Genomic DNA, 12,449 nt, shown 5'->3' with positions numbered 1-12,449 from the left:
GTCATTTTGTCGGCGCGTTTTCGGGAGGGGCCATGCAGGATACGGACGCCATCGATCGCACGATCCTCAGCATTCTCTCCCGTGAGGCGCGCATTCCCATGAAGTCGCTGGCGGGACGGATCGGCCTTTCACGCAGCGCCACCACCGAGCGTGTCAGCCGGCTGGAAAAGGCCGGCATCATCCGTGGCTACCGGGCGGATATCGGCCAGCTCGACGACGGACAGATCCAGGCCTTCCTGCTCGTGACCCTCAAGCGCACGCCCTCGATCGGCGTGCTCGATCGCCTCGCCGGCTTTTCCGCGGTGCGCAAGGTCTCCTCGGTCAGCGGCCAGCTCGATCTCGTGGTGGAGGTGGAGGTCGGCTCGATCAATGCGCTCAACGAATTGCGCAACGAGGTCTCGACCATGGACAATGTCGAGGATCTGACGACCTCCATCGTGCTCCGGCGGGATATCGAGCGGAGCTGATCGCGGCGTCCTCCTGCCGGAATCGCTCCGGATCACGCCTTGCCGAACAGGGCCATGAGATCGACGCTGTCGGAGGTCTTGGCGCCGGCTTCCAGATGCTCCTGGATGTGGCGAAGATGCAGCGTCATCATCCAGGCCGCCTTTTCCGCATCCCGCGTGTGAAAGGCGCCGACGATGGCGGCATGGTCATCATCACGACAGTTGCTGACGCCGGGTGCGCCGAAAAGGCCGATGATCAGCGAGGTGCGGGTCACCAGCTCCTTCATCGTGCGGATGAGGATGGCATTGCCGGCGATCTGCGCCAGCAAGGTGTGGAACTGGCCGGACAGGCGGATCGCGTCGTGGCGATGGCGCTCCTTGTGCGCCACATATTCCATTTCCAGATGACGGGTCAGCGCCGCGATGTCTTCTTCGCGCGCACGCTGGACGGCAAGGCGGGTGATGTTCGGCTCCAGCGCGAGGCGGGCTTCGAAGACCTCGCGGGCCTGCTCGGGCGTCGGCGAGGCGACGAAGGCGCCGCGATTGGCATGCAGTTCCACGACCTCGCGGCTCGCCAGCAGCAGCAGGCTGCGGCGAATGCGCATGCGCCCGACGCCGAAGGCTTCGCATAGCGCCGATTCGGACAGCTTTGTGCCCGGCGGCAATCTCTGTTCGATGACCGCTTCGAAAATGCGATCGACGATATCGCTCTCGTCGATCTCCTCCGCTTCCACCAGATTTTCCCTGCCTACATCAACCACCGAACTCACCCTGACATGCGCAGTCTGTTGCACAGCCCCTAAATAAGGCTGATTTGGTTGACCAACAAGCACCGATTTCGTCGACATGGGGCAACATGCCTTGTTCACAACCACTTGACAAGATCGTTAACAATGCGCTCAATGCTCTGGCCAAGGCCGATTGGGGCCGCACCTTGCGACCCATGCGCCTATCAAAAACAGATCAATGGCCCAGAGGAAGAACAATCATGCACAAGCGCACATTCCTGAAAGTTTCCGCTCTTGCCGCAGCGACCATGCTGTCGTTGCCGCTGATGGCCCATGCGCAGAACGCCACGCTGAAGATCGGCTTCGTCGGCGTCACTTCCGGCCCGGCGGCGGCCTGGGGCATTTCCAACCAGCGCTCGATGGAGGCGCGCGCGGCCTGGCTGAATGAGCTCGGCGGCGTGACGATCGGCGACAAGACCTACAATATCGAGATCGTGCCCTTCGACGACCAGAAGGATCCCAAGCGCGCCATCGCCGGCATGGAGAAGATGGCGCAGGACGGCGTGCATTACGTCGTCGGCCCGAATGTCGACGACGGCGCGGCGGCGGTCCGCCCGGTCGCCGAGCAGAACGGCATCATGTATTTCCCCTATGCCTTCCCGAAGGAGCTCTACACGCCGCCGGCCTCCAATGCGATCCTCGGCATGGTGGCGAACTACCAGTCGGGTCCGGCCATCTACAAATACCTCATGGAAAACAAGGGCGTGAAGAAGGTTGCCTTCGTCGCGGCCAACGAATCCGACCCGCTCAGCCAGCGTGAATCCGGCATTGCCGCCGCGCAGGCGCTCGGCCTCGAAGTGGTTTCCGGAAACGTGACCTACCAGGTGGATACGACCGATTTCACGCCGGTGCTGCTGCCGGTCATCCAGGCTTCGCCCGATCTGCTCGTCCTCTCGGGCGTCTCGCCGGCCAACGCGCCGCAGCTCATCCGCTCGGCGCGCGAACTCGGCTATACCGGCCTCATCTCCACGGAGACGGCGCAGGATGCGACGGTGCTGCAGGAAGGCGCCGGCGAACTCGCAGAAGGCTTCATCTCGGTCGGTGGCGCATCGACGCCGGAGCTTGCCAGCGATGCGATGAACGAATTCGTCGAGCGCTACACGAAGATGTTCGGTGAATACAACGACGAGTCCAACACCAAGGTCTATGCGCTCGAATACATCATCGAGACGCTGAAGGCGAACCCGGCGGCGATCGACAATGTCGACGAGTACAAGAAGACCATGGACACGTTCGAGGCCGCCAACCCCTTCATGAAGGGCGACGCCAAGCTGAAATATGTCGGCACGACCTCCTTCGGCCAGAAGCGCCAGGTCTCGGTCCCGCTCGTCGTGAACGAGTACAAGGGCGGCAAGTTCGAGACGCTGTTCGTCGGTCAGGTCGACTGATCGGAGCCTAGGCATTTTCCAAACAGGGGATCCGGGCGGTGCCACGTCGTCCGGCCGGGTCTCCCTTGCCTGAACCTTCTTTCCATTGGAGGCTCACGATGGAACAGATAATCGCCAACGGTCTCTACCTTGGTGCGCAATATGCGTTGATCGCCCTCGGGCTGACGCTGATCTTCTCGCTGATGAACGTCTTGAACTTCGCCCACGGGCAGATGTACGTCTTCGGCGGCTTCGTCACCTATACCGTCGTCGTCCAGCTCGGCCTGCCCTTCATCGTCGGCCTCTTCGCGTCGGCGGTGGTCCTTGCGGTCATGGGCGCGGCGATCGAGAAATTCCTCTTCGCGCCGGTCGTTCGCCGCTCCAAGCGCGATGAATCGACCATGCTGCTCGCCGCGGGCGTCGCCTTCTTCCTCGATGCCGTCATCCTCTTGTTCTTCGGGGAAAAGCAGCGCGGCGTGCCGAAGATCGTCAACGGCGTCTTCAACTGGGACATGCGCATCATCATGCCCTATGACCGCATCCTGATCGGCGTGCTCGCCATCCTGCTCATCGTGGTCTTCATCGCCTTCATGAACTACTCCAAGACCGGGCGCGCCATGCGGGCGCTCGCACAGGACAAGATGGCTGCCCAGTTGATGGGCGTGAACGTCGCCCGCTATTCGATGATCGGCTTTGCGCTCGGCGCGATGCTGGCCGGCCTCGTCGGCGGCCTGCTCGTCACCATCACCGGCGTCAATCTCGGCATGGGCGGGCCGACCTCGATCAAGGCCTTCCTGATGATCATGATCGGCGGCGCGGGCGTGATATCAGGGGCGATCGCCGGCGGTTTCATCCTCGGCATGATGGAGAGCGTCGGTCTCACCGTGCTCTCGGCCTATGGCGACATCACCTATCTCGTGATCTTCGCCTCGCTGATGGTGTTCCTGGCCGTCCGCCCGCAGGGGCTGATGGGCAAGCCGTGGGGTTGAGATCATGAACACGAAAAAACTGCTCGGCTTCGCCGTCTTCCTTCTCGCCGTCTTCGTGCTCGTGCCGCTGTTCATCGGCGCCACCGGTCGCGTCGACTTCTTCTACACGCTGACCTCGGTCGCTTTGCTCTCCGTTGGAGCGGCCGGCGTCTGGCTCACCTTCTATATCGGCCGCATCAATATCGGCCAGGGCGCCTATGCGCTGGTCGGCGGCTACGTGTCGGCCATCCTGGTGACGCAAGCCGGCGTTCCCTTCTGGCTGACGCTGCCGCTGGCCGGCCTCTTCTGCGCCGCCATCTCTGTGGTGATCGGCCTGCCGATCCTGCGCCTGCGTGGCGTCTACTTCGCCATGGTGACGCTGGTGCTGACGGAGGTCGCGCGCCTTTCCGCGCTCGCCCTGCCGGTCACCAACGGCGCCAAGGGCATCACCTCGATCCCGCTGCCGGGCGAGCTTTCCCTCTTCGGCCTGACGATCATCCCGGCCTTCGGCTCGCTCTCCAACCCGCGCATCGGCTTCTACATGATGGCCGTCGTGCTGATGGTCGTCACCTATCTGGTGCTGTGGCGCATCGTGAACTCGCGGCTCGGGCATCTGTGCCGCAGCCTCCAGCAGAACGAGGAACTTTCGGCCTCGATCGGCGTCAACACCGCCTATCTCAGGGTGCTCGCCTATGCGATCTCCTCGTTCTTCGGCGGTATTGCGGGCGCCATGTTCGCCTCCATCGCCCAGTCGATCTATCCGTCCTCCTTCGTGGTCGCCGACAGCGTGAACTTCATGCTCTACTGTTTCCTCGGCGGCCTCGGCTATGTCTTCGGCCCGATGCTCGGCACGCTGCTGCTGTATTTCGGCTGGGACCTCCTGTCGATCGCCAAGCAATACCAGCTCCTCATCTACTCCGGCGTCATGATCCTGCTCATGCTCGTCCTGCCGAACGGGGTTCTCAGCCTTCTCGACAAGAAGGAGGGCCGCGCATGAGTACCATCCTGCAGATCAAGAACATCACCAAGCGCTATGGCGGCCTGACGGCGGTCAACGACGTCTCCTTCGACGTCAACAAGGGCGAGATCCTCTCGGTGATCGGCCCGAACGGCGCGGGAAAATCGACGCTGTTCAAGCTGATCTCCTCCTTCGTGCCAGCGACCAGCGGGGAGGTGCTGTTCAACGGGGAGCGCATCTCCAGCCTCGCCCCGCACAAGGTGGCCCGCATGGGCGTCGTGCGCACTTTCCAGGAAACGACGATCTTCCGCTCCATGACGGTGCGCGAGAACATCATCGTCTCCCATCACCTGCGCTCGAAGGCGAGCCTCTTCGGCTTCTTCCTCGGCACGAAACAGGCGAAGGAGGACGAGGCGGCGTTTGCGGCCTCGGCGGACGATATCGTCGACTTCCTCGGCCTCCAGGCCATCCGCAACGAGCTTGCCTCCAACCTGCCGCAGGGGCATCTGCGCGCGCTCGGCATGGCCATCGGCCTTGCCACCGATCCGAAGGTCATCCTGCTCGACGAGCCCTTCGCCGGCATGAACCATGACGAGACGATGAAGATGGTCGGCCTCGTGCGGCGCCTGCGCGACGAACGCGGCGTCACCGTGCTCCTCGTCGAGCACGACATGCCCGCTGTCATGAAGATCAGCGACCGCATCGTGTGCATCAACTTCGGCCAGAAGCTGGCCGAGGGCACCCCCCAGGAAATCCGCGAGAACGAGAAGGTGATCGAAGCCTATCTCGGCTCCGAAGATGCGGCGATCGGGATGTAAGCCATGACGAAGATATTGAGCGTTGAGAATATCGAACTCTACTACGACCACATCTATGCGCTGAAGGGCGTTTCCATCGATGTGGACGAGGGCGAAACCGTCGCGCTGATCGGCGCGAACGGGGCGGGCAAATCCTCGATCCTTCGGGCGATCACGGGGCTCCGGCCAGTGAAATCCGGCCAGATCTTCTACCAGGGCCAGCGCCTCGACGGCACCTCCGCGTCCGATGTGGTGCGCAAGGGCATCTCCATGGTGCCCGAGGGCCGCCGGGCCTTCCCGCTGATGTCGGTGAAGGACAACCTCCTGATGGGGGCTTTCACCCGCACCGACAAGGCGGAGATCGAACAGACGCTGGAGAACGTGCTGACGCGCTTCCCGCGCCTGCGCGAACGCTACCATCAGCAGGCGAACACCATGTCGGGCGGCGAGCAGCAGATGATGGTGATCGGCCGCGCGCTGATGGCCCGCCCGAAACTCCTGCTGCTGGACGAGCCGTCGCTCGGCATCGCGCCGAAGCTGGTGCAGGACATCGCCCGCGCCATCGTCGCCATCAGCCGCGACGAGAAGGTCTCCATCCTCCTCGTCGAGCAGAACAGCCGCATGGCGCTGTCCATCTCCAACCGCGCCTATGCGCTTTCCACCGGGTCGATCGCGCTGTCAGGCAATTCCAGGGACCTGATGAACGACGACCGCATCAAGGCTGCCTACCTCGGAGGCGAACTCTGACATGAAAATCCTCGTCATCAACCCCAATACGACCGCATCGATGACGGAGCATATCGGCAAGGCGGCGCGCAGCGCCGCCTCTGCCGGAACCGAGATCGTCGCCGTCAATCCGGCGAAGGGTCCGGTCTCGATCGAAGGCTATTTCGACGAGGCGATGAGCCTTGCCGGCCTGCTCGGCGTCATCAAGGACAACCCGGATTGCGATGCCGTCGTCATCGCCTGTTTCGACGATACCGGGTTGGACGCGGCGCGCTGCCTCACGGACAAGCCTGTCATCGGCATCGGCGAGGCGGCCTATCACTTCGCCTCGATGATCTCGAACAAGTTCTCGGTGGTCACGACGCTCGCCCGCTCGGTGCCGGCGCTGGAGCACAATCTCTCGCGCTACGGCCTCTCGGCCCGCTGTGCCCGTGTGCGCTCATCGGAGGTGGCGGTGCTGGAACTGGAGCAGCCTGGCTCCAACGCACGACAGAAGATCAGCGCCGAAATCGGCCTCGCTGTCAGCGAGGATCGTGCGGAGGCGATCGTGCTCGGCTGTGCCGGCATGGCGAGCCTGGCGAACGATCTTGCGGGGGAACACGGCCTGCCGGTGCTCGACGGCGTCACCTGCGCCGTCAAGCTCGCCGAGGCCATGGCCGGCCTCAATATGCGCACGTCCCGCCTCGGCGGTTATGCGCCGCCGCCGGCGAACAAGCTTGAAGCCGTTCTCGGTTAGATTTGACTTACAAAAACAGCGGAACGCGGCCGCGCCGCATTCCGCTTTTCTGAACGGGCTTACGTGCCCGCGTTGTACTTGGCGTCGACCTCGTTGATCGCCTGGACATTGCCGGCCGAGCGGCCGTTCTCGTCGAACGTCTGGGCGAGGAAGGCATCGGCGATGGCTTTCGCCAGTTCCGAGCCGATGACGCGCGCGCCCATGGTGATGATCTGGGCGTTGTTGGAGAGCGCGGCGCGCTCGGCCGAATAGGTGTCGTGCGTCAGCGCGGCGCGGATGCCGGGCACCTTGTTGGCCGAGATGCAGACGCCGATGCCGGTGCCGCAGACGAGGATGGCGCGGTCGTATTCGCCGGCGATGACGGCGGAGGCGACGCGATCGGAGAGGTTGGCGTAGAAGGCGTCCGGGCCGACATCGGTGCGCGAGACTTCGTGCACCTCGTGGCGGTCCTTCAGGTGATCGGCGAGAACCCTTGCGAGGCCTTCGCCCGCACTGTCACCGGCAATTGCGAGTTTCATGGGAAATCTCCTTTTCAGATCGTGGCGGCGCAGCGCGCCAGGATGTCGAGATAGCCTTCAACCTTCCAGGCTGAGCGGCCGATGAAGAGCCCGTCGATGTCAGGGCAGGCGATCAGTTCCTCGCAATTCTGCGGGTTGACCGAGCCGCCATAGAGGCAGGGGATGCGGCGGCCGAGGAGCTTTTCCGCGACTTCGGCGATTTCCGCATGACGTGCATTGGCGTAATCCGCGGTCGCCGGAATGCCCTTTTCGCCGATCGCCCAGACGGGTTCGTAGGCGAGCAGGATTTCGGCCTGCTTCTGGGCGGCGTCGAGCCGCGAGAGCGCACCGCGCACCTGCTGCGCCAGCACCTCGGTCGCATGGCCGCCTTCCCGGTCGGCGAGCGTCTCGCCGATACAGATCAGCGGCACGAGGCCGTGGCGCACGGCGGCTTCCGTCTTGAGGCCGACCGTCTCGTCCGTCTCGCCGAAATGCTCGCGGCGCTCGGAGTGGCCGAGTTCGACAATGTCGAGGTTGCAGTCCTTCAGCATGACGGGCGAGATTTCGCCGGTCCACGCGCCTTCGTTTGCCCAGTGCATGTTCTGCGCACCGACCTTGACGGAGGTCTCGGCGAGCAGCGCCTTCACCTCGCGCACGGCGGTGAAGGGCGGGATGACGAAACGCTGGATGCGGGCATCGCGGCCACCGTCGGCGGCCTTCAGGCCCTCGGCGAAAAGCTTCGCCTCTGCCAGCGTCTTGTTCATCTTCCAGCTCGTGCCGACCCAGAATGTGCGGCTCATGATGTCGTCTCCTTTGCGATCCTGACCGTCGTCCGGCCGCCAAGTTCCGCGGCGGTGTCGTGCGGCAGGGGTTTGTCTGAAATGACCGTGTCGAATTCGGCAAGGTCGGCCAGCACGTGCAGCGCCGTGTGGCCGAAGCGGCGGCTGTTGATCATCAGGCATTTCTGGCGGCTTGCTGCCATCATCGCCCGCTTGGTGCGCACCACGGCCTCGTCCATGTGATAGGAGAGGCGCCCCGAAGCGGCCGGGGCCGAGACGAAGGCGATGTCGGCGCGCAGCCGCGACAGCGCCTCTTCCGTCACGATGCCGAAATAGGCGTTGAACTTTGCCGAGTAGACGCCGCCGAGGCCGATCAGCGTCACGCCGGAAATACCCTTCGCGCGCTCCATGATCGCCGCGTTGTTGGTGATGATGGTGATCGGCTTCTTGCCGCAGAGCACGTCGCCGAGCACCGAGGCCATCGAGCCGTCGTTGATCATCACCGTCATGCCCGGTTCGACCAGGTCCGCGGCGGCCTCGGCCAGCGCCCGCTTGACGTCGGCCTCCTGCAGTTCGCGAAACCGGAAATCGCTCTCGAACTGCGTCCCGGCATCGATCGTCGCGCCGCCGCGCACTTTTCTGAGCACGCCAGCCCGTTCGAGGTCGTCGAGGTCGCGGTGGATGGTCATCTTCGAGACGCCGAAGCGCGCCGCGATGTCGTCGAGTTCGACGGCCCGGCTTTCGACGAGAAGATTGATGATCTTCTGCCTGCGCTCTTCCCGTTTCACCACATCCTCCGCCTCGTTGCGGCGAGCTTTATAACATCATTTGCGATAAAAAGTAACATAAAAACTGTGATTTTGAGACTTCATCATGTTGAGTTCTGCAGAAGCCCTCGCGCGGTCCGTTCATCCGTGATCAGGCCATGGAGCTTGTGGCTGTGCAGCACGGCACGGATCGCTTCGGTTTTCGCCGGGCCGCCGGCGATGGCGACGATGCGGTCTCCACCATCCTCCGAAAACGAGGCGGCGAGGGTGCGCGCTGTCACCGACGTCTCGAGAATGCGACCCTTGCTGTCGAAGAAATGGCCCAGCAGCTCGCCGACGCCGCCGAGTGTCGCAATCTCCTCCAGTTCGTCGGGCTGCAACATGCCCGAGGTGACGAGGTGGGCCTGGTTGTCGACGGTGCCAATGCCGACGATCTTGAGGTCGGCGCTTCGGGCGAGATTGAACACTTCGCTGACGCCGCGCTGCGAGAGAAGCACCTCGCGGTCCTCTTCGGTGTTGGCGAAGAAGGGCACGGGCATCACATAGGCCTGCGTACCGGTCTTGGCCGCCAGGCGATGCATGACATCGTAGGGGTTGGCCGCGTAGTTGCGGGTGAGGCCGCCGAGCAGCGAGACGAAGCGCGTGCCGCTGGCGCTGATGCGCGGCAGGTGATGGACAGCCGCGGAAAGCGTGCGGCCATGACCGAAGCCGATGACCGCGGCTTCGCCGCGTTCGATTTCACGCCGAAGGAAATCCGCGCCGATATGGCCGAGCGTCGTCAGCGCCAGCGGATCGTCGTCGACATCGGGCGCGACCTCGCAATAGTCGAGCCCGTAGCGGGTGGAAAGGTCGACCTCGAGCTGCACGCATTCGGCGATCTCGCCGTCGATGCTGACCTTCACCACGCCCTCGGCGACCGCGCGTGCGATCAGCCGGTGTGCCTTTACCGAGGGAACGCCGAGCCGCTTTGCCACGGCGGACTGGGTGAACCCGCCGACATAATGCAGCCAGGCGGCGCGGACGGCGAGGGAGTCTTCATTGTCGGTCATCAGCGATGTCCTGTCCTGCCTTGCAACCGGAAGCGGTCTTCAGCCCCAGTCTTAGCAAGCGGCAATGCGACGGTCAGCCCAGCTTCAGGTCCGACGCACCGGTGTCTATGAACGGCGCCCAGAAGGCGATGCTTTCGGCAATCTGCGGAATGACCTCGCGGTCGTTCGGCTCGCGCTCCTTGAAGGAGAGTTCGAGGCAGATCTCGTTGTCGGCAGCGCCACCCTCGGCGAAGGCTTTCAGCAGCGGCTCCGGCTGGATGCGTCCCTTTGCGTTGAACGCGGCGGTGAAGGGGCGGTGGCCACCCTTGTCCATCAGGCTCTGCTTGATGTGGATGATCGGCGCGACCTTCGGCACGGCACGCGCCCAGGCGTAGGGGTCGAAATCGTCGGGGTTTTCGGAGGTCACGTCGCCGTGGTCGATATCGGCCATCATCCACATGGGGACGGCCATGTTTACCGCGGTGAGCCGGTCCTGTAGCGACAGGCATGCCTCGATCGTCTCGCCGAATTCGCGGCCGATGCTCATCGGTTCCCAGAAGACATAGGAAAGGCCCGCATCCCGGGCGTGCGCGGCGACCTCGGCCCAACAGTCGATGGCGATCCGGATCAGCTCTTCGCGGCGGGCGGGATCGTCATAATCCTTGTAGGTGAAGATGGCGAACTGGGTGCCGACGGAGGTGCCGCCGAGATCGCCGATGATGTCGGCGAAGGTCTTGAACCAGTCGACATAGTAGCGGCGCACATCCGCATCCGGATGGCCGAAATGATTGAGGCGGCCATAGGGACCGGTCATGCCCGAAGTCACGCGCACGCCGGTGCGCTGGAGCGCCCTGTCCATCTGCCGCGTCAGCCGGCGGATCGTCGCGGCGCCCCAGCTCGGATTGATGAATTCGTGCGTAAGCTGGAGGTCACGCAGACGAAGGTCGCGCGCGACGGTCTCGATCAGGTCGTCGGGATCGGCGAAGCGGTTGACCAGCGGATTGGTGTTGAGCGACAGCGTCAGCGGCATGGGTATCCTCAGGCGGCGGCAAGGCGCGCGGAATGGAACCAGTCGGCGAAGGCCGCGCGCTCGGCTTCGGTCAGGTGCAGGTAGTGTTTGGTGCGACGGTAGAGGATGTCTTCCGGCGTCTCGGCCCATTCGCTGGCGACGAGATAGCGGGCCTCCGCCTCATAGAACTGCCCGCCGAAATGCCGTCCGAGGCTTTCCAGATTGCTCGCGCCCGCGACGACATTTTTCGTGCGCGTACCGTAGAGGCGGCCATAGTGATGCACCAGCTTGCGCGGCATCCACGGATAGGCGTCGCGCAGGCTGTTTGCGAAGGTTTCGTAGTCGGCGTTCGGCATGTCGCCGCCGGGCAGCGGTGCCTTTTCCGTCCAGTCGCCGCCCATGTTCGGGAAGATGTGCTTGAGGCGCTGCATGCCGCGTTCGGCGAGCTCGCGGAAGGTGGTGATCTTGCCGCCGAAGACATTGAGCAGCGGCGCGCCGCCGGTCTCGTCGAGATCGAAGACATAATCGCGCGTGACGGCGGAGGGGTTGCCCTTGCCGTCGTCGAAGAGCGGGCGCACGCCGGAGAAGGAGTGCAGCACATCCTGCCGGCGCAGCTTTTCCTTGAAATAGCGGTTCACGGCGGTCAGCAGGTAGTCGATCTCGCCCTCGTCGGCGGAAACGTCTTCGGCGCGGCCGTCATAGGCGATGTCGGTGGTGCCGATCAGGGCCTTGTCGCCCTCATAGGGGTTGATGAAGATGACGCGCTTGTCGTGGTTCTGCACGAGATAGGCGTTCGAACCCGCCCAGAATTTCGGCACGATGATATGGCTGCCCTTGACGAGGCGCACATTGCGCGTCGAGTTGGAGCCGGCGACGCGGTTGATGACGTCGGAGACCCAGGGACCGGCGCAGTTGACGAGGCATTTGGCGCGGAAGGTGCGGTTTTCGCCGGTCACGCTGCTCCTTGTCGTCACGGTCCACGCACCGTATTCGCGGCGGGCGGAGACGGCCGGCGAGCGGGTCAGCACCAGCGCGCCCTTTTCCGCAGCGCCGATCGCGTTGAGCGTCACGAGGCGGGCGTCGTCCACCCAGCAGTCGGAATATTCGAAGCCGCGGGTGTACTGGTCGAGGATCGGCGTGCCCTCGGGATCGCGTTTCAGGTCCAGCGTGCGCGTGCCGGGCAGTTTCTTGCGGCCGCCGAGATGATCGTAGAGGAAGAGGCCGAGGCGCACGAGCCAGGCGGGGCGATCCTCCGGGCTGTGCGGCAGCACGAAGCGCATCGGCCAGATGATGTGCGGGGCGGCGTTGAGCAGCACCTCACGCTCGATCAGCGCCTCGCGCACCAGGCGGAATTCGTAATATTCGAGATAGCGCAGACCGCCGTGCACCAGCTTGCCCGAGCGCGAGGAGGTGCCTTCGGCGAGGTCGTCCTTTTCGCAGAGCACGACCTTCAGCCCGCGGCCCGCCGCATCGCGCGCGATGCCCGCGCCGTTGATGCCGCCGCCGATCACGAAGAGGTCAATGGGTTCGGGCTCGTTCATCTCAATCTCCTTCGACGCCAGCCGTGAGGCGGCGCAATCGTT

General features: G+C 64.0%; 14 protein-coding genes. 7 read left to right on the top strand and 7 right to left on the bottom strand.

All coding sequences use genetic code 11. The annotated features are described in order from the left end of the window. Positions 1-32 precede the first annotated feature (32 nt). Positions 33-467, top strand: a complete 435-nt coding sequence (locus tag shn_RS16495; protein ID WP_064331380.1) for an Lrp/AsnC family transcriptional regulator — start codon at positions 33-35, stop codon at positions 465-467. Between the two features lie 32 nt (positions 468-499). On the opposite strand, the gene shn_RS16490 is transcribed toward shn_RS16495, so the two are convergent. Continuing rightward, positions 500-1,294 carry a GntR family transcriptional regulator gene (locus shn_RS16490; protein WP_084438068.1) on the bottom strand — a complete coding sequence of 265 codons (795 nt, stop codon included), beginning with the start codon at positions 1,292-1,294 and terminating at the stop codon, positions 500-502. Positions 1,295-1,434: 140 nt separating this feature from the next. Between shn_RS16490 and shn_RS16485 the strand changes: the two genes are divergently transcribed. The 6 genes from shn_RS16485 (at position 1,435) to shn_RS16460 (ending at position 6,786) form a co-directional block, all read left to right on the top strand. Continuing rightward, positions 1,435-2,622 carry an ABC transporter substrate-binding protein gene (locus shn_RS16485; RefSeq protein WP_064331378.1) on the top strand — a complete coding sequence of 396 codons (1,188 nt, stop codon included), beginning with the start codon at positions 1,435-1,437 and terminating at the stop codon, positions 2,620-2,622. A gap of 98 nt (positions 2,623-2,720) precedes the next feature. Beyond that, positions 2,721-3,590: a branched-chain amino acid ABC transporter permease gene (locus shn_RS16480; RefSeq protein WP_064331377.1), complete on the top strand. Its 870-nt coding sequence runs from the start codon at positions 2,721-2,723 to the stop codon at positions 3,588-3,590. 4 nt (positions 3,591-3,594) lie between these two features. Further along, on the top strand, positions 3,595-4,566 hold the full coding sequence (locus shn_RS16475) for a branched-chain amino acid ABC transporter permease (protein WP_064331376.1): 972 nt from the start codon (positions 3,595-3,597) through the stop codon (positions 4,564-4,566). Beyond that, complete coding sequence (locus tag shn_RS16470; protein ID WP_064331375.1) at positions 4,563-5,345, top strand: ABC transporter ATP-binding protein; 783 nt, start codon at positions 4,563-4,565, stop codon at positions 5,343-5,345. Before shn_RS16475 ends, shn_RS16470 begins: the two co-directional genes overlap by 4 nt. A 3-nt stretch (positions 5,346-5,348) precedes the next feature. Beyond that, positions 5,349-6,071, top strand: a complete 723-nt coding sequence (locus tag shn_RS16465) for an ABC transporter ATP-binding protein (RefSeq protein WP_064331374.1) — start codon at positions 5,349-5,351, stop codon at positions 6,069-6,071. 1 nt (position 6,072) lies between these two features. Next, complete coding sequence (locus shn_RS16460) at positions 6,073-6,786, top strand: aspartate/glutamate racemase family protein (protein ID WP_064331373.1); 714 nt, start codon at positions 6,073-6,075, stop codon at positions 6,784-6,786. Between the two features lie 59 nt (positions 6,787-6,845). Here the strand turns inward: shn_RS16460 and shn_RS16455 are convergent, their stop codons facing one another. The 6 genes from shn_RS16455 to shn_RS16430 all read right to left on the bottom strand — a co-directional run bounded on the left by shn_RS16455 (position 6,846) and on the right by shn_RS16430 (position 12,407). Next, positions 6,846-7,304, bottom strand: a complete 459-nt coding sequence (locus shn_RS16455) for an RpiB/LacA/LacB family sugar-phosphate isomerase (protein WP_064331372.1) — start codon at positions 7,302-7,304, stop codon at positions 6,846-6,848. A gap of 14 nt (positions 7,305-7,318) precedes the next feature. Further along, positions 7,319-8,083, bottom strand: coding sequence for a triose-phosphate isomerase (locus shn_RS16450; protein WP_064331371.1), 765 nt, complete (start codon positions 8,081-8,083; stop codon positions 7,319-7,321). Beyond that, positions 8,080-8,850 carry a DeoR/GlpR family DNA-binding transcription regulator gene (locus shn_RS16445; protein ID WP_064331370.1) on the bottom strand — a complete coding sequence of 257 codons (771 nt, stop codon included), beginning with the start codon at positions 8,848-8,850 and terminating at the stop codon, positions 8,080-8,082. Before shn_RS16445 ends, shn_RS16450 begins: the two co-directional genes overlap by 4 nt. An 83-nt stretch (positions 8,851-8,933) precedes the next feature. Continuing rightward, entirely contained in the window at positions 8,934-9,878 is a 945-nt protein-coding gene (locus tag shn_RS16440) for a sugar-binding transcriptional regulator (protein WP_064331369.1), read from the bottom strand. A gap of 73 nt (positions 9,879-9,951) precedes the next feature. Further along, on the bottom strand, positions 9,952-10,887 hold the full coding sequence (locus tag shn_RS16435; RefSeq protein ID WP_064331368.1) for a sugar phosphate isomerase/epimerase: 936 nt from the start codon (positions 10,885-10,887) through the stop codon (positions 9,952-9,954). A gap of 8 nt (positions 10,888-10,895) precedes the next feature. Next, positions 10,896-12,407, bottom strand: coding sequence for a glycerol-3-phosphate dehydrogenase (locus shn_RS16430; RefSeq protein WP_064331367.1), 1,512 nt, complete (start codon positions 12,405-12,407; stop codon positions 10,896-10,898). Positions 12,408-12,449 lie beyond the last annotated feature (42 nt).

The sequence above is a fragment of the Shinella sp. HZN7 genome (assembly GCF_001652565.1).
Classification (GTDB): domain Bacteria; phylum Pseudomonadota; class Alphaproteobacteria; order Rhizobiales; family Rhizobiaceae; genus Shinella; species Shinella granuli.
This window is presented reverse-complemented; position numbering and strand designations above follow the sequence as displayed.